This is a genomic window from Shewanella sp. KX20019, assembly GCF_016757755.1.
Classification (GTDB): Bacteria; Pseudomonadota; Gammaproteobacteria; order Enterobacterales; family Shewanellaceae; genus Shewanella.
Map to the genome: position 1 here is coordinate 1,903,350 of NZ_CP068437.1, position 23,665 is coordinate 1,927,014.

Consider the following 23,665-nt stretch of genomic DNA (forward strand, 5'->3'; position numbering starts at 1 on the left):
ACATCATCTCAGCTCATACCGTCTCAGCCTGTACCGGCTCTAACTGGCTTAAACTCCTATCTCTATTCTCGCATCAGGCAGTAACTTCTTATATTCCTCTGCGAGTACGCTCTTTGCTTCGTTATCACCATGGACGATGCGAATGAGTGTCGGTTTAACGCGCATGCCTTTTACAAAGTTAATCAGGTTGTGCTGATCTGCGTGGGCTGAATAACCACTGACGGTATGGATTCCGGCTTTAATTGCTACTTTATTACCCTCTATAAGGCAGTAGCCTCCTCGAGGGCCGTAGGTTTGAATGTCGCGGCCTGTTGTCCCTCGGGCTTGGTAACCGACAAATATGATATCGGTGGTTGGTTCGCTTAACAGTCTCGCTAAATAATTTTGAATTCTTCCACCTGTACACATGCCACTGGCGGCAATGACTATCGCCGGTTTATTGCGTTTACAGAGGTATTCTATTGTTGCTAGATGCTCTTGATGGCTGCCGACGGTATAAAGTTGTTCGAAGTCTAACGGGTGCCGGTGTTGCTTTAGCTTCTGTTTGGCTTCGTTGTCCCACAGCGCTTTAAACTGCAGGTAATGCTCGGTAAACTTTGCCGCCATTGGTGAGTCAATAATCACTTCAATATTTTTCCACATCTGGTTTTTATGTCGATATTGATGGATCAGTTGTTCTAGTTCATAAAGTAACTCTTGTGTTCGGCCAATACTAAAGGCTGGGATCAGTACCACGCCATTATCTGCAACAGACTTTTCTATGACCTTTCTTAAACTCTCGCAGCGCTGTTTTCGACCATGATGATTTTTATCGCCGTATGTCGACTCTATTACCAAAGTATCTGCCCTATAAGGGCTTTTGGGACTTGCCAGCAGTGGCGTGTGAGTCGCACCTAAATCCCCCGAAAACACCACTCTATGGTTGTTTTTGCTCTTGTTAGTGAAGCTGTTGAACAGTTCTGTTTCTACATAAGCAGAGCCTAGAATATGACCCGCTGCTCTAAATTTTGCCTTCGCTTGGTTATAGCTTTTAGCTTTAGCTGCTGTGTTGTTATTTTTGATAGGGGAGCCGAGCTCTAAGGTAAACCATTGGTTATATTCAATCGGGGTAATGAGTTGTTTAAGCTTTTTTAAGTAGAGCTTTATCATACGCTGGTTTTGGGTGACACCAATTTTTAACGCGTCTTCAATCACCATCGGTAGCAGTGCAGCAGTGGCTACGGTTGCATAGATGGGTTTGTTGAAGCCTGCTGCAAGCAGGTAGGGGATACGGCCTACATGGTCGATATGGCAGTGAGTTATAATGAGCGCTTGTATATTGCTGATATCGAACTCTATGGGTAGTTGTTCAATGGCGCTTTTACCTGCAGTTTCAGCTCCTTGAAACAGGCCGCAGTCAATCAAGACACTGAAATGAGTGTTGATATCAAGTTGGTGGCAAGAGCCTGTAACTCCATTGACGGCACCGTGATGGATGATTTGCATGTTTTATCTCCGTATTTAACTCCTTCCATGGATTAAACTAGAGTAATCCAAATATAATAGGATGCAAAGGCGCTTAATAGTATAGTTCTGCGGGCGCTTATTAATTGCTAGGGTTGTTTGTTCTGCGTAGATGCCATTTTTTACCATGAGATATTATGAAACTTATTCCTACTGCGATTGCAGATGTGCTGCTATTTGAATCTCAATGTTTCGCTGATGAGCGTGGCTTCTTTATGGAAACGTTTCGCCAGTCAGAGTTTGATAAACTGTTTGGGGAGCAAGGTTTAAAGGCGCCCACTTTTGTGCAGGAGAATATGAGCCGTTCAGTAAAGCATGTGCTGCGGGGGCTGCATTTTCAAAAGAGGCATCCTCAAGGCAAATTAATACGGGTTGTTAGCGGCGAGATTTTTGATGTCGCAGTGGATATTCGTCAAGGCTCGGCGACTTATGGCCGATGGTTTGGTCAAATCTTATCAGCTGAAAATCGATTGCAGATGTATATTCCACCAGGCTTTGCCCATGGTTTTTTAACCTTGAGTGATTACGCAGATATTATCTATAAATGTGCCGACTATTATGCGCCAGATGATGAGCATTCGATTATTTGGAATGATGCCAATTTAGCTATTAAGTGGCCGTTAGATAAGGGGGCTGTGCCGATATTGTCGGATAAAGACGGAAAAGCGGTTAGGTTCGAGCAAGGACGGTAAAACTAGAAAAGAGCAAAGTGACGGCATAAATGCCGACCTACAAAAGATAATCGAAAACACCAACATAGGTATTACAACACCGCTGTAGGTTGGGCTTTAGCCCATCAATCATTGCAATCGACCACACTAACTGACGGCATAAATGCGACCTACTTTAAATGAAGGATCTAGCAAAGCATCAAATCAACATCAAAAGCCAAATGGTGTTTTCTGTTGATTTTCTAGCAGGACGGAGTCCGTCCTAGCAGTGAGCTGGCGAACGTCCTAGTACCTAGGACCTTCTCAGCTTTCAAAGACGGTAAAATCTTGAACGAACAGTCTACGGCCTACGGCACGCGACTTTGTCACTACGGAACGCTTTGCTTACGGTAAAAACTAGAAAAGGAAAAGCGACGGCATAAATGCCGACCTACAAAAGATAATCGTAAACACCAACATAGGTATTACAACACCGCTGTAAGTTGGGCTTTAGCCCATCAATCATTGCAATCGACCACGCTAACTGACGGCATAAATGCGACCTACTTTAAATGAAGGATCTAGCAAAGCATAAAATCAACATTAAGAGCCGAATGGTGTTTCAGTTGATTTTATAGCAGGACGGAGTCCGTCCTTGCAGTGAGCTGGCGAACGTCCTAGTGCCTAGGACCTTCTCAGCTTTCAAGACGGTAAAATCTTAGACGTACAGCCTACGGCACGCGACTTCGTCACTACGGAACGCTTCGCTTACGGTGAAAACTAGAAAAGAGCAAAGCGACGGCATAAATGCCGACCTACTTTAAATGAAGGGGCTGGGATCAAGGTGCTAGCTCCTCTCGACTTAAATCGTCTCAGCTCGCTCGGCTTTCCCCTGCTCTTAATCGACTCCAACCGTCTCAGCTATTCTCGGCTTAAATCTTCCCTGCTTATTCGGCCTTTACCCCGCTCTTACTGTCTTGGCTCCAACCGGCTCCAAACCATCTCAGTTTGCTCGGCTTTTCCTCGGCTCTTAAACCGCCTTAGCATTCATCCACTCCTCTAAAACTGCAAATGACTCGGTTTGCGAGTTTCCCCAAAACATCTTGTTTGCAGCTTGATAATTATCCTGATATTTACTGGCTAGTGCATTGACTGAGTCAGGCTGGATTTGTGCTAACAGTTGGTTAAAGGTGAGGCACTCTGGCCCGAGTGTCGGCATTGTACTGGAATACTCATACATATCTCGGCAGTTCTGTTGATATTGCTCTTTATCAAAGCGATAGAAACACAGTGGAATATCCAGAGGCAGGGCATCGATGAACAGTGATGAATAGTCGGTGATTAGCAGATCAACTTCATGCAGTATTCCATATACGTCTTCCATGGTACTGATGTTCAATATGTTAGCAAAACTTGCGAGCTTTACGCCCAGCTCGGCTTCATTTGGATGCAGGCGCAGTAAAAATAGCTGGTTATTTTTTTGTAGTTGCTCTGATAGCGCTTGCCAGTCAAAGGCCGCGCAGTAGGGCGTTGCAGCTTCAGGGCTCTTTGCTTGAAAGCTCTTTGTTTGAAAACTTTGGCTTTGAAAGCTCTTTGTTTGAAAAGAGTCACGCCATGATGGAGCGTAAAGAATCACTTGTTGATAGCTTTGACTCTTTATTTTGTTCTCTATTTCATTCTGTTTTTCGCTCGGCCTAGCAGGGTTAATCAAACAGCCAGTTTTGATTGATAGTGCCTGATGAGGGTTTAGGCTGTAGTAATCGCTTCTTGGGTAGCCGCAGTTGAGTAAATTGTGACTGTCGAGTCTAAATGCGCTTTTAAACAACTGTTCAACCAGTGGGCTGGGGCTTAACATCAGATCGGGTTTTATCCATTGTTGATGTGCGTGCAGATTCTGCATAAGCCTTTGCAGCACGGACTCTGGGTTGAATACTATTGCCATGGGGCCTGATGTAATGTCGAACTCAATTTTCTTCATCGGCAGACCATGCCACAAGTTTATTTTTACAGCGCCACCTGCCAGCCATTGATTAATGTCACCAATATAGCTGTTGTAGAAGTAATACTTGGCCGTTAATGCATGAAATGCACCTTGGAATGACCAGCGGTAATAGACCTCATAACCGTCAGATCGCAGCTGCGTGATAACCTCTCTATTGGCCGTGATCCAAATGCAGCGGATGAACTCTTCATCACTCCAATGCTTATAAAGATACTTGCTGTTGTCTGAAAATAGCTCTTTATAACTGCCAAATACGGCCTTATTTTCACTGCGGGGAACCAGCCTTGCAAGCTGATATAGCAGTTTTCGACTGCAGGCCTTAATCCATTGCAGCAAAGATGACAGTAGCGAGGAGCATCGCATTATTTAGAGACCTTATTGTCAAAATTATCATGAGGGTTATTGTTCGAGTCTTTGACTGACGGCTTGGTCGCAGTGTCTTTGTCTGCCAGGCTATTTTTAATTTCAGTTGATGATATTTCACCTGTTCGGTCTAGGTAGACAACATCGCACAGTATTGACAGCTCATCAAACTCTCCCTTCCAGTCATCTCCCATACCAAAGGTGCTGACGTCGTATTTGCAGATGTCTTTGGCTTTTTGCTGCCAATGCGTTTCTGGCACCACCATATCGACATACTTGCATGCTGCTACGATTTCAGCACGCTGTAGGTAACTAAAAAAAGCGGCCTTACCCTTTAGTGCATTAAACTCATCAGTTGAAACGGCAACAATGAGTTTATCTCCCAGTGCTTTGAGGCGCTTAAACAGACGTACGTGGCCATAATGGAATAGATCGAACGTGCCGTAAGTAATGATAGTTTTTGTATTCGTTTTCATAATGTTCCCTCTTACTCTGCTCTGTATGGGCGTCAGTTATAAATCGATATGCCAAATACACATTAATGATTGTGATTACTTCACTGCATTTACCGGTGCATTGTTTTTTACAGGTTTACTCACTAGGGATTTTCTGACTAATGACCAGTATCTACAGCGTTGGTTAACACTAAGGTACTCAGCTTCAATGAGTTGACGCTCCTCGATGGGGGCCGCAGCATCAATAAATAGTTGTAAAGGACCGTATAGACCTAAAGAGCTTGCTAGTGTGATCTGCTTAAACTGTTTGGTATTTTGTATTTTTTGCTCGAATGGTGTGGCGCCAAATAGGGCGATCCTGCCGGTAAACACCCAGTAAAGCTGCGGTAGGCGGGCGATAAACTGCTGGCTGATATTCCAGCGCCAAGTGGATTTTTGTCCGCCCTTGATAAAAAGAGTCTCTGTTACAAATGGTCGCCGAGGGTGGGTCGTTAGTGAGATCATCATCAGTAATGGCGCTACAATCAGGCCGACAAAGAACAATATCAATGCTTGTGTTTTATCGAGAAGAGAGACCGATTGTGATGGCTGCTGATTTTTAGCTTGCTGACGGTTGTCTGCAATAATACTGGGGTCTGTTAGCCTTAGGTGGCCACCACTTTCAGGCATTAACAGTAGATCTTTACAGACAATTGCATTACTGACATTGAGCCCCTGACCAATGTAGGTATTATCCAATATGAGGCAGTTCTTCAGGCTACAGGCTTTTTCGATTAAGCAGTTCTTGCCAACAATAATGCTTTGCTGCATATCAACACTTTCATCTATCCAGCTATTTTTGCCTATCACCCCCCAGGCGTTGTGCATTCTAAGTTGGCCGGACTTAGTTTTAGCGGCAAGGTAAAAACCTTTAACGGGTGCGGCGCTGCTAAAATAGCGTCCTTTAGGCGTAGCCCCGGTGAGTTTTGCTGATGCTAATGCTTGGTTAGCACTCATGTAGTTTTCCAGAGAGTCGAGAAGAAAACAGTCGCCGTGGAGTATTTGGGTGACACTTTGCTGCTCTGTACCTTGATCTGCCCGCTGAACGCCCCCTTGGCAATTAGCCAGTGGCCAGTTGAGATCTTCGGTAAAATGGCTAGCGCCTGGTAACAGCATCAGCCCCGAATTTTGATTGGCTATTTTAGCGAGCACATAGCTATGACTCATCTGCTTACTAAACTGTACAAATGATTTGATACATGGGCTTCTTAACATATCAGCACGTGCCAGTAATATGGCTTCATCTTTATTCAGAGCAAGCCGTGGCAGAATTTTTGATACATCTTCTTGCTCACGACTTAAAAAATACTCAACCTCTAACCCCCATTTTTGACCATTACCAACTAGCTTTTCTATTGCTGCAGAATGTGATGAAATCACAATTTTCACTCGGTCAATATGGGCTTCGGCTAGATCCTCTAAGGTAAATTCAATTACGGCCTTATTACCAACGGGCAATAGCGCCGGGCAGTAGTACTCGTGTAACGGGGATAGTTCATTGCCATTTCGATTAGCGAATATAATTGCTTGCATAGTCGATTCCTTAATATGCGCCACGTGCAAATAACACCGCGGGAATGGTTTTAAGCAGTAGCCAAATATCTGCAGCGATCGATTGTTGGTAGATATAGTCGATGTCGAGTTCAACTTGTTTATCAAACGGGATGTTTGAACGGCCAGATACTTGCCATATACAAGTGATCCCAGGCTTTACCATCAGCCTATTTCGGTCATGCTGGCTGTATTGTTTCACTTCACTTAACAGCGCTGGACGAGGACCGACTAGCGACATATCACCTTTTAAAACATTCCAAAGTTGCGGTAGCTCATCGATTGACGCTTTGCGAATAAATCTACCGAATAAGGTGATCCTTGGATCTCGCTTGATCTTAAACAGCACGCCGCCTTGCATTTCATTCTCTGTTTTCACCATTGCTAATCTTTGCTCGGCATCTTGATACATGGAGCGAAACTTCCACATGGTAAAGGGTTGGTTGTTGCGTCCTGCACGAGGCTGGCAGAACAGCACGGCGCCTTTTGACTCGATGCGGATAAGCAGTGAAATGAGCACAAATAGCGGCATGAGTAACGTGAGTAAGGTTGCCGATACGCTAATGTCGAGTATTCGTTTGGCAGCGCGGTTCAAGTGTCTATGCAAGTTATGCGCTGCGCGGCGGGCATTGGCTTGCTTAGCATTAAATTTGGGGGTGTCGTTTATATTCGTTCTTGGCTTTTGCTTTTGTGGCTGGGCTGATTGCATCTTTTTCAGTTGACGGTTTTCGCGCCACACGCGTAGCAAAAACGTAGGATTACCGATGATATAGCGTTGCCACATTCTGCGCGGCTCTTGCAGTAATCGATAGCTCCACTCCATGCCCATCTGTCTTAACCATGCAGGGGCGCGCTTGATGCGGTTTGAATAGAAATCGAAAAGACCACCGACACCGATCCCAACATGGCAGTTGAGCTGATGTTGGTTATCTTTAAGCCATTGCTCTTGCAATGGTGCTCCCATCGCCACTAATAAGATGTCTGCTTGAGCCTGGTTGATTTGATTCACAACCGCGTCGTTTTCACGGCAGCCATGCCCTTTGTCAGCATCATTGTTACCGTTACTGTTAGTCGTATTGAAGTAACCGCTGTGAGTGCCGGCAATTTTAAGGTTTGGGTAGCTTTTTATCATATTGGTAGCTACGGTTGTGGCAACCCCCTCTTCACCTCCCAGTAGAAAAATAGACAGGTGCTGCTCGACGGCGAGCTGGCATAATCTTGGGAACATGTCGGTACCGTTGAGATTGTCTTTAAGTCCATGGCCTTTTGATAGGCACGCTAAGCGGACGCCAATACCATCGGCAAATACCCGCGCACTTTGCTGTAAGCACTGGAGATAAACCTCATTTTGAGTGCTGATATTTAAACAATCAGCATTAACAAAGCAGTATTGCTTCATTGATTGTGGCTCAGGGTTTTGGCACGCTTGCTGAAAATCATTTAACAGCTCCGCCATGGTCCAATTATCAAGTTCTACGCCAAATACAGATGTTGCTTGGTGAGTTCGTTTGATTTTGGGCATGAATGTGCGGGTGATAATAAACACAAATAGGGCTCTAACTAGTGCGGCAATGTAGCTCGGTAAACTGTTGTGGGCTTTATTGAGAGAGTGCTGCGCCGCTTCAAAGCTAAGCCCTGTGGCACTGTTTATCTGCTCGATAGAGATGAGGCCTGGTTTGGCTGCGTATTTGTCTGCTGTTTGACTGCGCGCTTGGGTTGCATCACAGGCAAACTTAATCTTGCTACCCAGTAGGCTGATATCGCCATTTAGCAAATTAAATAGCATTGGCAGCGATTTGTAGCGTCCATCGTAAGTCAGCTGCTGCAGTGCGATTACGCTATTATTAGGGCCACAAACAAATACCGATTCAAAGGTATGGATATGGCTAATGGTACTTCTGAGCATGGCATAAGCAAGTAACGGGCTGGATAGCAATATCATCAACATTGCAGCAGATGCATCAACAACACGGATAGCCAGTGCGGTTGTGCTGGTGGGGCGCGTTGCTGTATTTATCATAATCGGCCTCGTGGTCTATATCGCATTGTGAATTACTCTGCTGTAGTGATTAAGCTAACGGCTGCTGTTATGAGCCGTTGTTAACGCAGTCGTTATGGTGCTTGCTAGAGGTATTGCAGGTAACAGGCCAACTCTGCAACCCCTTATTAAACAGTGGTTTGGTGTGTTTTTGTGCTGTTTTGTATTTGTAGGGGAATGGTCCGTTTGCATCTTGCATTGCGTGCTGCAAACGGGAGCTAGCTATTTTTACTCGCTAACAGGGGCCACGGCTTTACAGGCTTTTCATTAGCTCTGGTGTCACGCCGTCTTTAGATATTCGGGCACGTTGCATACGGCCAAGAGCCGATTGAGCCAATAACTCAACGCCTTTATAGGCAGGACGAGGCAAAATATTTAACAGATAGGCGGCGGCAAGAGTGGCCACAGTGCGTCCTGTTTCATACCTCACAATCGTCGGCGATGTTTTCAGTGCTTGGTTTATGCGTATGACTGCTTCTTTACCATCGTTATTGCGAATGGCTTGTCTCGCAAGGTATCGCAGTTGGTAGGCTCTGGCACGATTTTCGTGTAGCGCCAATAGCTCAGGTGCGTAGCGGCTAGCTTTGTTTACCATGTTCTCCCATGAGGCATACTGCTTATTGGAGTCCGCAGATAACCCCTGGTTATTGAGGCGGTAATAGGTGAGTGGTGCGGGGAGTCCCTCCATTTTCCAATGGGTGGTGGCCAGGATCCTCAACCAACACTCGATATCTTCCGATTGACGAAAGTTCTCATCAAAGTAGCAACTATGGGGATGGCTTTTATTCAGTGCTTGATAGCGGATATCGCATAATGTTTCCCTGCGCAGTACTGCAGCGGAACCGTTACCGACAGGGTTACGACAAAGTAGATCACTGGCACTGATATCGGTTAACTGCGGCATCTGGAACACATTGATAGCGTTACCTTGGTAATCAATAAACAGTGAGCGGGAAAAACTAATGCCGACCTCTGGGGCGTTATCCAAATGCGCTACATGCTGAGTTAACTTTTCTGGGTGCCACATGTCGTCAGAATCAATAAAAGCAACATAACGACCGATAGCGTGGCGTATGCCGGTGTTTCTAGCGGCAGCTAAGCCTTGGTTTATCGGATGATTAATAATCCTGATCCGTGGATCTGTAAAAGTCTGACATATCGCGAGACTGTTATCGGGGGAGCAGTCATTGACCAAAATTAGTTCAAAATTACTCAATGTTTGTGCCAGTACCGAGTTGATAGCGTCTTCTACAAACGCAGCAACATTGTAGATGGGCATGACCACAGATACTTTTGCCGTTAGCGGTTTATGGTATTGGTTATTAGATGTCATAGCGTGTCTCCCGTGAGCGTTCATCTGCGGTTAAGGTGTTCTTAGTGAACGGCGTCAAGGTGATTTATTCCATGACACCCTAGTGGTGATATCTTGTCGCTGCTGGCCATTGCGGACGCTTTTGGATGGCGTTTGAGTAAACATTAAATAGAGGGTAAAGCTCGGCATGGCAATCAAGTGAACCAGTAAGATACCCAGTGCCACAGTGGTGAGCCCTGAGATGCTGCAAAACGCGATAGTGGTGGCTAGCACTAAAGTGAAAATACTATTACAGATAAGGTTGAACCGGCTTTGTCCTGAGCTGATTAAGTATTGGCTAACAGCTTCGCCAAGCGGCCTGACCAGACCACTTAGACACAGCAAAATAAAAATGGGTAGGGCGCCAGCATCGAGCCACTTTTGGCCATAAATCAGCGGCAGATAAAAAGGAGCGAGCATCGCTTGCACGGTAATGATCGGTAGCGTGAGCAGCATAATGAATTTAAGCGATTGAAAGTATTTTTGGTATAAACTCAGGCTTGGTTTGTTGCTGTCAGCCGCTGTTTGACAAAGGTGAGAGTAAAGGGCTGTACCATAGCTTTGGATCAGCCCAAGACTGATCCCTAAGCTGGCATTAAAAGCAAAAAAGTAGATCCCTAAGGCCTCAATACCGAGGAAATAACCGACCAGTATGTAGTCGACGTTCTGGCGTATGGCGATAGCCAAGTCCCCGAAACCAACTTGTAGGCCGAATCTTAACATCTCAATGGCCTGTGGGTTCAACCCCAGTGTTTGTTTGTGCTTGCTAGTACGCTTGCTAGCGCTGGGGACAGTGTTAGGGCTCGTCGTAAGTTGCTGAGTCTCAACCGTATTCGATGAGGTAAGTGTGTTTAATAAAGCCTCGGGAAGGGGATTGTGATATCGATGAACCCCAATCCAAACAAATATCACAATAATCTTAGGCAAGATAATTGCCCAGATCCCCAACCCGAGTAAAGCAAGAGTGGCTGTTAATAGCCCATCAAAAACCGTTTGCCAAAGCACGGCGCGACCAACCACTCTCATGCGGTTGAGGCGCAGGTTTTGCGCGGCGTAAAGCATGCCCAGTGGCAGTAATAAATAGCTTGTTGCCATAAGTATCATTGGCATTATGAGCTGCACGTCATCGTAATAGAGTGCAAGTGGCCAGCTGAGTAAGCTCATGGCAACGAAGGCGGTAATGGCGGCTAACCAGTTAACTTGATTGGCACTGGTGAGTGCATTATTAAACTGTTGGTCATCCATCTGTATTAGTGCAGCGGATGATATTCTGCGTGTCGGAGTACAGATAACTTCAAAACTGGTGAGAATGATGGCGACCAGACCAAACACTTCCGGTGTCAATAGGCGAGCGATAATGATGCTAGACCCAAGGCGCACAATACGACCGAGTACTTGAGCGGAACCAAGCCAAAACAGACTCTTGCCAAGCGCACAGCCTAACAGGGTGGTTAGGCTGCTTTTAAGCTTTGATATTGCCTGCATACAACCACCTGTTAGTCGATGAAATTAGGAGACGCTAACATTAAGCTGCATATCCTCTCGTGTTACACAGAGAGTTACAGGTATCGTGCCAACTTTTAATTTCCGTACATTAAGTTGCTAAGTAATTGAAGAGTATTACGATTAGTTCGTTGGTGTTTTTGAGTGTTGTGGGACTTTAGATAGTGGCAGCGAATATTAATACTGATTTTGCATATTGCGAGTCAGAATGAATAAAGCAGGGTAAAGCAGGAGTAAAGCAGGGGTGGGGCCGAGGAAGGGCAGGATTAAAGCTGGAATAGATAGAGCCGGTCAAGAGCCGGATTAGAGCAGGAAAAGGGCAGAGATAAAGCCGAGTAAAAGCAGGATTAAGTCCGGAATAGATAAAGCTGAGGAAGGGCCGGATTAAAGCTGGAATAGATAAAGCTGAGGAAGGGCCGGATTAAAGCTGGAATAGATAAAGCTGAGGAAGGGCCGGATTAAAGCTGGAATAGATAGGGCCGGTCAAGAGCCGGATTAGAGCAGGAAAAGGGCAGAGATAAAGCCGAGTAAAAGCAGGATTAAGTCCGGAATAGATAAAGCTGAGAAAGGGCAGGATTAGAGCTGGAATAGATAGAGCCGGTCAAGGATAGAGCTGGAAAAGGGAATAGATAAAGCCGAGTAAAAGCAGGATTAAGGCCGGAATAGATAGGCCGAGGAAGAGTCGATATAGAGCCGGTCAAGGATAGAGCTGGCAAGATCTGGACTTAGGGCTGGGGTGGAGCTGGGATTTCGCCGGTTTTATTGTGTTTTAGCGCACTGCCTATAATGATAAGTCCCGGCCAAAATAGGTAGGCTAATATCTCTAAGTTTTCACCAAAGGTGTAAAGGAAAATCATCACTATAATGGCAACCGCGGCTGCTGAAATAGCATTGCTAAATACATAGCGCAGCAGACTGAATAAAGTGATTAACATCGCGGAGGCTAACGCTAATGCGCCAATGAGTCCTTTTACAAATAGCAAACCATACCAGGTGTGGTGAGAGCCAATCGGCATGTACTCCACTAAATGGGGACCTTTTTCGACAATGCCGTGGCCCCATATCATCGCCTCATTAGCCCAACGTTCGAGGGCAATATTAGCCAGCTCCTGTCTGACACGTGTCGACCCCGCACGGACATTTTTAAAGGCGTCGATACTCTGTTCAATTTTTTCAAGTACGCTATTTCCCGATAAGCCGAGCAATAGCAGCGCTGGGCAGGCGGCAAAATACAACCAAGGGGAGCGGTACCACCGAATGAACATAAAAAAGCCGATCAAAAGTAGGTAGCAGACCAGTGCCAGTCTAGACTGAGACAGTAAAACCATGCTTAAACTGCCAGCAAAACCGTAGAACCGATATCGCCTTGATTGTTCTTGGCAGGCAAAGATAAAAAACAGATTGCCCATCAGGCCTAATGCCGGTGCCCAGGGGGTAAATAAGCGCCATCTTGGCAGCCCACTGCCTGGATCAAGTTCATATAGGCTTACGCTGAAAAACTCAGGCCCTGGACCACCAATAATGCTCAGTGGTGAGGTATAGAGTGTACTGGGGAGCTTTATCGCCCATGCGAGTATAAAAATAGGCAATAATATAAGCGTGTGCTTACAGACGATACAACCGGCGCGATAGATGATGTGGGGGCGAATATTGAGTGAACCGATTAACGGGAATATGGCTAGCAGCGCCCAACCTTTGGCCCAGCCAATGCTCGATTTGATTAGCTTGGCTAGGCCTAACCCCTCACTGAAATGTGCGATAACCAAGGCTAACAACATCAAGCTCATTGCCACTATCCAGTAAAGCTGTGTTTTGCTGACCACAAAATGCTGCCCTTTAAACAGGGGTCTGCTGGTGAGTCTTAATAGCAAGATCCAACCAATGACAGGGGCAACCACATACATGGCACCTAATAACCAGAAGAGGTAGGTGCCAGTCATCGCATACCAAACTAGTCGTTCATCAGAATTTTCTGGAGTATAGGCTTGCGGATCCATAACATTCCCATCCCTGCGATTAATGATATCGATGCGGCAAATCCGCCAACAAGCGCGAGTAAAACAGGCAGCTTATCTGATGACTCCGGCAGCGTCGGCGTAGACATTAACTGCAGCAAAGGAAATGACGAATATATATCTGCTTTGCCTACATCCATTTTTGCCAGTGCCGAGGTAAATACCGCCGTTGCTACCTGATGCTCTCTTTGTAGTGCCTCAAGTTTAGCAGCGTCATCGTTACTGTCGTATAAACGGTGATCCCAATCGTGGATCTGCTGCGTAAGCGAACCAATTCGACTATTTAGCCCTTTGGCTTTAGTGTCCAGAGTTAAGAGTTGCTGCATTAATTGGGCTCGACCATCAAGATCATCGGCTGATAACATCAACATCAAGCGTTTATCAGTATAGCCAAGTAATACTTTACAACGTTTTGATATTGCAGCGAGTATCGATGTTTGCTCATTTCGATGGGTAACGACTTGCGGATGACGTTTACCAAAGCGACTGGCATACTCAGTCAGTGTTGCCGTGACATCGGTATAGCTTATTAGTAGCTGTTGAAACAACTGGTCATTTTTTAATGTTAGCAAGCCAGCTGCTTGTTTGGGTGATAATGATAAATGTATCTCTAGCATTCTCTGGCTGGCGATAACACCTTGATACTCTGACGACAAGTTAACCTTGTTATGTCTTAAGCGCTCCATCGTTAACGCCAGCTCTTTAAATTGATCGAGCGTGACTAAACCATACTCTGATTGGAACTCTAATAGCTTGTTTTGGGTCAGGCTGACTTTATTGGCAAAACTCGCAATACCAACCCTAATGGCGTCTTCTCGTTGTTGTACTTCATCATTACGTAACTGCGACAGTAATGCTTGTAGGCTGTGATAATGTGCCCATGCTCGCTGCTGCGCCCCTTCGGCCGTGGTGGCTTTTAAACTGAACTGCATTAGCCCTGTTTGATTTGGCAGTTTTAGTTTGGGTTTTGTAAACTGACTCCCTTTGATATTGACGATCTTTGCCGCTTCATTAAGTAAGGTTCTGCTGCTGGCAATGGATTTGTAATTGATCCGCGGATCAATGGCGGTGCTTAAGTAGGGCGAGCTAACTGTGCTGCTTGCTTGACCGACACTGTCTAAACTCACCACTGCACCGGCACCTGCGCCGGGTAGAATGAGTGTCCATTGGCTGACATAGCGGCTAGGAGTGACAAGTATAAAAAACAGTACGAATGACCATATTATCGCCAGCAATATAAAGGTTAGCTTTAGGTAATTGCTTTTTCGCTGTTTGACAGTGACTTGGCTACCGTTAATGAGTAAACGCTTCATCCACTGTAGAGGTCTTATTGATTGCTGTTTATCCATCATTGCCTCCTTTATTTATACTGGGTTATAGACCTTAGCCGGTCAGTTATAAGGAGTAGGCCTGCTATTTCACTGCGGTCTAATCCCGGTCTTAACCTCTTTTCAATCCCACTGAAATCACGCATCTTGAGGTTGAACGGTTATAACATTAAAGTAGTTCCAGCAAGGTTGCAGGGACTAAAATCTCGGTGACTGTTCTTGCTATCTCGCGCATATTGGTGACACGTGAGTCGTAGCAAGCAATACCGTCACCAGGCATCAATATCGGGTTCATGCCAGTTTCCCAAGAGTGTCTAATGAGTGAATCCATCGAGCGCTCAATCACATCCACTTCTGAAGTTAATGGATTTTTCGTGATCAGCAGTAGATGTCGACTGGCATTGGTTGATTGCGCGCCACCGACGCAGTTTGCTGCTATTGCACCATTAAGTAGACGGGTACCGTAGGGAAAACGCGTGGCATCGGTATCGACTGCCGACTGCGAGTTACTGCTGGCGGGTTGCGTTAGGTTTGATAGAAACACCCGGATCCCTGGCGTAGTGATTTGAGATGGTCTAGCCAGCGCATCATCAAAATAGTCGTGCTGCGGTACATGTATATGGTCACCTGACATTAAGGTCATTGATGGCACTGGGTAGCCGTGGATCACGCCCGAAAGGTCAAGCTTGAAGCTGTGCTGCTCACGAATAACGATAATTTCACTGATATTGGCATCGGGGCGAACGCCACCAGAGGCTCTTAGTGCAGCGGCAATGCTTCTCTCTGCTGCTTGATCGCCGCTGTGCCCGCCATCATCATCGATGATCTCAAGATCTGTTTTTTTGTTGATTTGATGCTGTCCTGGTTCAAACACCCCCCCTGAAACGGTGACCTCTACCGGTGCCCATTTTAGCGGCGTAATACTGAGTCTTACACTGTCTTTGAGCATAAAGTCTTCATCAACTAAATGCTGATTTATCGCGGTAGATAGTTGTTGAACATCGAGCCCCTTGGCATGAATGGCTTGCAGGTAGGGCAGGTAGATATAGCCGTCGTTATTGACTTCGACGTTGCCACTAAACTCCTCGCCGTTAAGAATATCGACCTTCAATCTATCTCCGACGGATAAACTGATGTTTTGCGGTAGATGTAGCGCTTGTTGCGCTTGAGCTGCATCCATCAACCAAGTGGTGCCCATTGGACTGTTTGGCTGCTGGCTTATATTTTTAGGCGCCCGTTCGCTGGTTTTACTGCGCATGTAGGGAGTATCGCTATCGTAGAAGTGGCACTGGGTCATGTCATCTTCAACATTGTCACAAATGTCCGCTTCTTCTGGGTGGTGAGGCAGTACGCATCCGGATAATGCCGTTGCTATGGTAATGATGAACAGTGCTGATAACGCCTTTAATGGCTTTGTCGTCCTCACCGAGCTCATTTCAACACTCTGCGTCAATGCAGAGTGAATTGCTGTCGCTGATAAGTTTAAGCTGTGATTGGGGTTCATAGCGTAGCCCTCTATACATGGCTTGTTAGCTAGCAAGTTCATTGCATATGTAATCAACTGCGGCAGTTTCGTCTTCAAAGATGGAAAAAACCTGATGCAGACGAGTAAGCTCGATCAGTGCTCGTACGCCAGCAGTTGGTGACAGCAATACAATTTCGCCATCTTGCTCTTCAACTTTTTTTAGCGCTGAAATAAGTACTGAAAGGCCACTGGAATCTATGTACTGCACCTGATGTAAATCGATAACCAGTTGGGTCATTCCGGCATTAATTTGTTGCAACATTGCAGCGCGAAGCGTCGGTGTCTTGGTCATGATCACTTCAACAGGAAAAGTGATTTTGCAGGCATTATTTTGTGCTAGTGGGGAGAATGTCATAGGAAGCTCCTTAATATACTTTGGCCACTGTTACTCATGGGTCGCAATTAGTGATTAGTAAGTCGTGATTAGTGAATAGTTGCTAATGAAGATGAAAGTAGCGAGTGCTCTGCTCTACATCTTTATTGGCTTCATATAGACCATTGCAACTGCAGTGCCAGTTTTTAAGTGCCTGTATTACTGTGAGTTTACCTGTTTTGTCGCGAGGTTGGGGGAAGTGACATTTAAATCGATTCTTAATATGCAAAGCAAAATGCACAATCTGTCAATTGCCAAAATGTGCAGTAAGAGCGGAGTTATGGCGGTTGAAAGAGGAAGATAATACGCCATGTTGCGCTTTGATTACTGACTTAACTGCTTAGCCAGAACACAGCGTACAGATCTTGATTAAGCTTCGTTAATATGAGCGCTGAGCATGCCAGCATCATCGGATTGACAAGCTCAATTGCAGATGAGTCCCCGCAACAGATTCTTGTACTCTTACGTTATCCATCCAGCTGTGCATAATCCATAAACCTCGGCCAGATTGAGTATTAGCATCAGGGCATTGCTGTGGTACTTGGTTGCTATGTAATGCAGAATTATCAAGCAGGTCGACAATCAATTTTCTATCGCGATAGTGCAAAATGAGGGTCATATTTGCGGAGCTGTTATCAGTGTGACTCATTACATTTGCGACAGCTTCAAGTACGCAGGTGACAATCTTAAATCTTTGCGACGAGCTTATGTGGTTTTGTAACATAAACTGCTCTATCTCTAGGCAAAGAGAGTGCTTAGCCAATATCGTTTTATTGAGGTTGATCTGTAAGCTATTCATATTCTGTCCTTGATAAGATTAATTTATTCGTGGAGTGAATGAGTTATTGGTCGCTGACGGTGAGGAGATCAGCATTAATGAAATATCGTCCTGAGCCTGATTCTGTTGCCATAAATCACAACTATGGGTTAGGTGGTGCAGCAGGGAATTAGGAGTTAGTGTTCTGGCATCGTTGATGACTTTGAGCAGACGCGGCTGGCCAAAGAATCCATGTTTCGGGTGACGGCATTCATAGATCCCATCGGAGTAGAGTAGTAAGTGTTGCTGCTGTGCTAATGAAAAATGGCTGCTGCTATATTGAACATTCTTGCGGACCCCCAAAGGCAGTTGAGGAGTCACATTGAGCTGGGTTTGACCGACAAAATAGGCTTGCTGTGGATCAATGATAATAGGTGCTGGGTGGCCCGCGTTAATGTACTCTACAGCGCCAGTGACAGTATTAGCTATGCCAAAAAAACCGGTTGCAAAACAGCCACTATTTTGCGGGTCATCAAATTCATTGTTAACCGTATAGACCAGTCTGCACAGATCTAATGCCTGCCAGGCCTCTTGATTGTTAGTTAAATTTTGTGCCAGGGTGAAGCTTTGCATAGAAGCTGCTGTGCCATGGCCGCTGACATCGAGTAGGTAAAACCCAATATGCTGCTCATCGATATTGAAGCACTGAAAAATGTCCCCAGCCAGATCGTGTGCTGGTTTGAACTCACAGGTCACCTGCCACTGCTGATTCAGCTGACAGTGTTCCGGCAGCAGCGCCTGTTGTAGTTGGGCTGCCAGCGCGAGATCCTGTTTAACTAAACTGAGGTATTGTTGCTCCTTTTTAAGTAGCTGGTTTAGTTTGGTATTTTTTTGTGCAAGTTGGCTCTGCATCTCTATTATTCGAAGTCCAGCATTGATCCTCGCCTTGAGTACAGCACTATTGAATGGCTTAGCAACATAATCATCGGCGCCGGAATTGATCCCCTCTACAATATGGCTAGCCTCGCTGTTGCCTGTGAGTAGAATGGTATAGGGGCTATTGAGTGAGCGTTTGAGTATCTTGCAAAACTCGATGCCGTTCATGTTTGGCATCATCCAATCGGTAATGACGAGATCGATATGGTGATCGCTAAGGTATTCAATCGCTGACTCCGCGTCGGCGAAATCTACGCAGTTAAGCCCCATAGCAGCCAATAAACCACTTAGTAAGCAGCGCTCGCTGTCGCAATCTTCGACCAGCATGATGTTAAACTTTTGCTCTGTTTCTGAAGAGGCAAACACAGTCATTACTCAATTCGCAAAATTGCTGGGCCATGGAACTAGACAGCAAGCACTATGCCACCGTCACTTACTTTCTCCTATCTACCTGTATACATTAGTTATTGTGTTTTAAATGGTTTTTTGAACTCTAGCCTAATAGCCATTTTATTGTGAGACTGTTGCAAATTGCGAATCGCTGTTCCATATTGAGAATCTACATCTATTATCAATAAGTACTTGTCATAGATGGATATTTCTAAATGTGCTGGTTGATTTCGGCTTTTGTTAATCTTGGCGTGCTTATTGCTGGTATTAATCAACCGCAAATTGTTTCAAATCAAGGATAGAACGGCATGTTTTCACTCTTCTATAAAGACAAAGTAGATTTAATGCTGGGCTTAAAAATAGTGATCGCTAGCTTGCTATTGTTCTTCGCGCAGACCAGCACAGCTGAGGTTGAGCGCCATGGCTCTACTGAAACACTGGTATTTGGTGTTGTGCCTCAGCAAGCGGCGAGTACATTGGCTAGAGCTTGGGGACCGCTGTTGGCTGAAGTGTCGCAAAATGCAAAGCTTGATTTGCGTTTTGCAACAGCGCCAGATATCCCTACTTTCGAAGCAAGGCTTGCGAAAGGGGAGTATGACGTTGCATATATGAACCCGTACCACTACGTGCAGTTTAATCAATCGCTGGGTTATCAGGTTCTTGCTAAAGAGCAAGACAAAAAGCTTAGAGGCATCATTGTGGTTGCAAAAGATGCGGCATATAACAATCTCGAGGCTTTGTCTGGAAAAACTATCGCGTTCCCTGCACCAGGGGCATTTGCTGCCAGCATGATCCCCAGAGCAAACTTAAAACAACGCAATATAGACTTTTCGGCTAAGTTTGTCGGCTCCCATGATTCTGTCTATTTAGGGGTATCGAAAGGGCTATTTAAAGCAGGCGGCGGGGTAGGCAGAACATTCAATAATTTGCCCGCTGAGACAAAGTCTAAGCTGCGTATTCTTTGGACCACGCCTGGTTACACTCCCCACGCGATTGCCGTGCATCCGCGAGTGTCACAGAGCACGCGTAACATACTTGTCGACCAGCTAGCGGCTTTATCTGAGTCGCAGCAAGGTCTGGCTTTGCTCAATACGCTTGGTTTTAGCGCATTGAACCCCGCGAGTGATAGTGACTGGGATGATGTTCGAGCATTAAAGCTTGGTGAGCTATCAATTCCATTAAAGGAGGGTCATTAATGTCGTTTAGACTAAAAACCATTCTTGGCATTGCGATTATTGAAGGCTTGCTGTTAATGCTGCTGGTGTACACCAGTATCGGTTATCTGAAGTCATCGAATGAGTCTGAAATTGAAAAACGGGCGCAATCAATTGCTTCATTATTTGCGGCGGCGGCAAAAGATGCGGTGTTGAGCACCGACTTATCCACTTTGAGTAACTTGGCGAATGAGCTGATTGCGACCAATCAAGTACTGTATGTCAGTGTTTTTAATATAGATGACCTTCTAGTTACCGCTGGCGGAGTTGATGAAGTTCACCTTGCCGCACGTGATAGCACGGTGACAAATGTAGATGATGGTATTTTAGATATTGAAGCTATGGTAGCCGAGTCAGGGATTGTTTACGGCAGAGTAGAGCTTGGGGTCGAGGTGTCTAAATTGGAACTCTTTATTGCCGATGCTACTAAGCGGTTTCTATTTATTGCCGCCTTAGAGATGATTCTCGTGGCGCTTTTTTCTTGGTTATTGGGTCACTATCTAACCCGCAATTTACTGCAACTAAAATCGGCTTCTACTCGAGTATTTTCAGGTGAAAAACAGGTTAAGTTAGCGGTAACATCAAATGACGAAATAGGTCAAGCAGCGCATGCTTTTAACCTGATGGTTGAGCAGATTGATATGAAAACTCATGCGCTTGAAAATGCAAATACACGCTTGAGCACTATTTTAGGCACCGCTTTAGATGGCTATATTATTATTAATACTCGCGGTGAAATCAACGAAGTTAATCCGGCTGTTAGTCGGCTTTTTGGTTATAAAGAGAGTGAGCTATTAGGCGAGAATGTATCGTTACTTTTGCCACTATCAGAACGACAGATGCATGACGGTTATATCCGCAAGTACCTAGAGAGTGGCGATGCTAAAGTTATAGGCAAAGGTCGAGAGTTAATGGCGCAGCATAAAGCTGGTGGATTGTTTCCTATTGAGCTGTCAATCTCAAAAATGGTACTCGATGGCGAACTACTGTTTTTAGGATTAGTGAAAGATCTTAGTGATGTAAAACGTGCAGAGGGCGCTGCCCAACGTACAGAGTCAATTCTATTAGCCACATTAGAAGGCAGTAAAGATGCACTCATCACCATCGACATCACAGGTGAAATTCAAGAGGTAAATGAGTCCGCTTGTTTGATGTTCCACGCCCATTCACAGGCTTTGGTCGGTGAGATAATGGAGACCTGCTTGTTTAAAGGCGAGGCGCAAGTAGCCTTTCGCGAAATTTTAGAGGAGTACCGCCGCACTGGGGCTGGAAAAGCATTTAAAAATGCCACCGAAATGTTTGCGACTCGCTTTGATGGGCAGTCCCTTCCAATTGAGATTACATTAGTTCCGGTTCAGCTAGGAGAGGAGATGCTACTGACTGCGTTTATTCGCGATATTTCAAAGCGAATAGAGCATGAAACTCAGCTTCAACTCGCTAAGGAACAAGCGGAGCAAGGCAGTAAAGCTAAATCGCGTTTTCTAGCCACCATGAGTCACGAAATTCGCTCACCACTCAATGCTGTTCTGGGCAGCGTAGAGTTGATGCTGGATTCGCGCCTAAATAAAGAGCAGCGTATTTATGCTAATACGGCAAAAGAAGCGGGCACAGCACTACTAAGCACGATTACCGATATTTTGGATTTCTCTAAAATTGAAGCTGGGCAGATGTTGTTGGAAAAAAGCACTTTTTCAGCAGCGAAGCTAGTTAGTCAGGTGCTACAAATTTTGTCACCTAAAGCGCAAGATAAAGGGGTTACTCTAGCAAGCTTTGTCAATTGTAATGTCCCTGAAAGTCTTATTGGTGATGGTCAGCGCTTACGCCAAGTGCTGCAAAACTTAGTCGACAATGCAATTAAATTTTCATCCGGTGGTTGTGTGGCCGTAGAGATGTGGCTGCTTGAAAGTACCTCAAGTAAGGTGCAGCTATGCTGTACCGTATCGGACCAAGGTATTGGTATTAGCCAGGAAGCGCAGAGCACGCTATTTAAGGAGTTTAGTCAGGTTCATGATGAGTACAATACTAACTATAGCGGTACCGGGCTGGGTTTAGCTATCTGCGCAGAAATTATCACACGTATGGAGGGTTCTATTGCGCTCAAGAGTGAACAAGGCGAAGGGAGCTGTTTTAGCTTTGACGTCAAACTTGAGCTAGACGAAGCTGATGTGCCGTTATCTGCTCACCCGCCTCGTGATGATCAGGTGCTACTGGTGCACCCTAATGCGACTTACTGTGAATTATTTGAAAAGCAATATAAGCAATATGGGGTAAATGTAATATGCGTCGATAGTGTTGAGAACATCTTCAATGTATTAAAAGCGCAAGCTCGTTTTAACCTTGTACTGATTGATGAACGCTGTCTTGTCGATCTCACAGTGCAACAGGCTAAAGAGATTAAACAGTCTTATCTTTATGATGAAGCGTTAATGGCGGCGCTAATGACGGTTGTAGTCCCTGAAGCGTCAAAATTGTTGGCAGAGGTCGGTCTTGAGCAAGTCGTTAACAAACCGCTAAGCAGAGATATGATGCTTGCCATGCTCAGTGGGGAACATCGCTTAAATACTGAGTTAACCAGCGCCGAAGATATATTGATGAATGAAAGCCAAACAACATTGCCCATCTTGTTGGCCGAAGACAGCCCCGCAAATCAGATGGTTGCTAGTGCGCTATTAAATAAAGCGGGCTTCGATGTTGAGATAGCTAATAATGGTAAAGAAGCTGTAGCTATGGCGGCGAGCAAGGATTATGCATTGATTTTAATGGACATGAGAATGCCAGAGATGGATGGTATCGAAGCCACCGAACATATATTACTGCACAATCCGCATCAGCTCATCATAGCTATGACCGCCAACGTGCAAAAAGAGGATGTAGAGTTATGTATGAATGCGGGGATGAAAGACTTTGTGCCTAAACCCGTCAACAGAGCGCAACTCATTAAAGCGGTTAATCGATGGGTGGTAAAGGACACATTTGCAGGTCAAGTGTCTTATCATGTAAATCAGCAAGGGGGTCGCAGTGGTAAAACTATCGCTGCTGGGTATAACGATCCGCTTAAAGCTAATTCAGCCAAGCATACGCCCTCTATTCAAATTGATGATGCTCTAAACGAGAGCATTGAATCAAAATGGTCAGCATCACAGCCTGTTTTTACGGCTACAATTAATAATGAAGCCAATCAAGACTGCCAGCAAGTAGAGGAACCACGTTTGTCTGAAAAACATCAGCTAGAGCAGCATGCAGCAAACGATGTTACTGAAGAGAACTGCAGTGGCATACTCGATGAAACCACACTTGAAGAGCTAACCAGTATGCTTGGAGAGGAGGCGATGGCAAGAATGTTCACTGTTTTTATAGATGAGGCTGAGGAGCGACTCGATATATTGCGGTCACTACTAAAATCCTGTCAGTCACAGGGTGAATGCGATTTAGGCGAAGCTGATATACAGGCTCACACCTTAAAAAGCAGTGCTGGCAGTTTTGGTGCTAAAGCATTAAGTGCGGCAGCAAAAGCGCTTGAATTAAGTGCTAAAGAAGGTGATATTAATCAAGTACCGCAGTTACTTAGTCATGTCATTGAAACGGGCGAGCAAACGTTGCAGGTATTTAAATCTCGCGTAGGATAGTTTCTCGACCTCTACCCAAGCCACTTGAAAGTGCAGGTTTCAGTGG

Annotated in this window: 16 protein-coding genes; 3 read left to right on the forward strand and 13 right to left on the reverse strand. The window is 45.3% G+C overall.

What is annotated here, in order from left to right; genetic code table 11:
* Positions 1 to 48 precede the first annotated feature (48 nt).
* A complete protein-coding gene (locus JK628_RS08345) occupies positions 49 to 1,485 on the reverse strand; it encodes an MBL fold metallo-hydrolase RNA specificity domain-containing protein (RefSeq protein WP_202289049.1) in 1,437 nt (478 codons plus the stop codon).
* Between the two features lie 155 nt (positions 1,486 to 1,640).
* Between JK628_RS08345 and rfbC the strand changes: the two genes are divergently transcribed.
* Positions 1,641 to 2,195, forward strand: coding sequence for a dTDP-4-dehydrorhamnose 3,5-epimerase (gene rfbC, locus JK628_RS08350; protein WP_202289050.1), 555 nt, complete (start codon positions 1,641 to 1,643; stop codon positions 2,193 to 2,195).
* A 988-nt stretch (positions 2,196 to 3,183) separates the two neighbouring features.
* On the opposite strand, the gene JK628_RS08355 is transcribed toward rfbC, so the two are convergent.
* The 12 genes from JK628_RS08355 to JK628_RS08410 all read right to left on the reverse strand — a co-directional run bounded on the left by JK628_RS08355 (position 3,184) and on the right by JK628_RS08410 (position 18,761).
* A complete protein-coding gene (locus JK628_RS08355; protein WP_202289051.1) occupies positions 3,184 to 4,518 on the reverse strand; it encodes a CDP-glycerol glycerophosphotransferase family protein in 1,335 nt (444 codons plus the stop codon).
* Positions 4,518 to 4,994, reverse strand: a complete 477-nt coding sequence (locus tag JK628_RS08360) for an adenylyltransferase/cytidyltransferase family protein (RefSeq protein WP_237524172.1) — start codon at positions 4,992 to 4,994, stop codon at positions 4,518 to 4,520. Before JK628_RS08360 ends, JK628_RS08355 begins: the two co-directional genes overlap by 1 nt.
* Before the next feature lie 75 nt (positions 4,995 to 5,069).
* Entirely contained in the window at positions 5,070 to 6,545 is a 1,476-nt protein-coding gene (locus JK628_RS08365; protein WP_202289052.1) for a sugar phosphate nucleotidyltransferase, read from the reverse strand.
* Positions 6,546 to 6,555: 10 nt separating this feature from the next.
* The gene (locus JK628_RS08370; protein WP_202289053.1) at positions 6,556 to 8,583 is read right to left on the reverse strand and encodes a WecB/TagA/CpsF family glycosyltransferase; all 2,028 of its coding nucleotides are present in this window, start codon (positions 8,581 to 8,583) and stop codon (positions 6,556 to 6,558) included.
* Positions 8,584 to 8,854: 271 nt separating this feature from the next.
* Positions 8,855 to 9,934 (reverse strand): glycosyltransferase family 2 protein, encoded by a 1,080-nt coding sequence (locus JK628_RS08375; protein ID WP_202289054.1) that lies wholly within the window; start codon positions 9,932 to 9,934, stop codon positions 8,855 to 8,857.
* Between the two features lie 54 nt (positions 9,935 to 9,988).
* Positions 9,989 to 11,437, reverse strand: a complete 1,449-nt coding sequence (locus JK628_RS08380) for an oligosaccharide flippase family protein (protein WP_202289055.1) — start codon at positions 11,435 to 11,437, stop codon at positions 9,989 to 9,991.
* Positions 11,438 to 12,180: 743 nt separating this feature from the next.
* Complete coding sequence (locus tag JK628_RS08385) at positions 12,181 to 13,452, reverse strand: O-antigen ligase family protein (RefSeq protein ID WP_202289056.1); 1,272 nt, start codon at positions 13,450 to 13,452, stop codon at positions 12,181 to 12,183.
* A complete protein-coding gene (locus JK628_RS08390; RefSeq protein ID WP_337249444.1) occupies positions 13,407 to 14,822 on the reverse strand; it encodes an exopolysaccharide biosynthesis protein in 1,416 nt (471 codons plus the stop codon). The genes JK628_RS08385 and JK628_RS08390 overlap by 46 nt, the downstream gene beginning before the upstream one ends.
* A 145-nt stretch (positions 14,823 to 14,967) precedes the next feature.
* Positions 14,968 to 16,302 carry a polysaccharide biosynthesis/export family protein gene (locus JK628_RS08395; protein WP_237524173.1) on the reverse strand — a complete coding sequence of 445 codons (1,335 nt, stop codon included), beginning with the start codon at positions 16,300 to 16,302 and terminating at the stop codon, positions 14,968 to 14,970.
* A gap of 25 nt (positions 16,303 to 16,327) precedes the next feature.
* Positions 16,328 to 16,678 carry an STAS domain-containing protein gene (locus JK628_RS08400; protein ID WP_202289057.1) on the reverse strand — a complete coding sequence of 117 codons (351 nt, stop codon included), beginning with the start codon at positions 16,676 to 16,678 and terminating at the stop codon, positions 16,328 to 16,330.
* A gap of 424 nt (positions 16,679 to 17,102) precedes the next feature.
* Positions 17,103 to 17,495 (reverse strand): ATP-binding protein, encoded by a 393-nt coding sequence (locus JK628_RS08405; protein ID WP_202289058.1) that lies wholly within the window; start codon positions 17,493 to 17,495, stop codon positions 17,103 to 17,105.
* An 18-nt stretch (positions 17,496 to 17,513) separates the two neighbouring features.
* A complete protein-coding gene (locus JK628_RS08410) occupies positions 17,514 to 18,761 on the reverse strand; it encodes a fused response regulator/phosphatase (protein ID WP_202289059.1) in 1,248 nt (415 codons plus the stop codon).
* Positions 18,762 to 19,087: 326 nt separating this feature from the next.
* On the opposite strand from JK628_RS08410, the gene JK628_RS08415 reads away from it, so the two are divergent.
* On the forward strand, positions 19,088 to 19,975 hold the full coding sequence (locus tag JK628_RS08415; RefSeq protein ID WP_202289060.1) for a phosphate/phosphite/phosphonate ABC transporter substrate-binding protein: 888 nt from the start codon (positions 19,088 to 19,090) through the stop codon (positions 19,973 to 19,975).
* The gene (locus tag JK628_RS08420) at positions 19,975 to 23,619 is read left to right on the forward strand and encodes a PAS domain S-box protein (protein ID WP_202289061.1); all 3,645 of its coding nucleotides are present in this window, start codon (positions 19,975 to 19,977) and stop codon (positions 23,617 to 23,619) included. The genes JK628_RS08415 and JK628_RS08420 overlap by 1 nt, the downstream gene beginning before the upstream one ends.
* Positions 23,620 to 23,665: the final 46 nt, after the last annotated feature.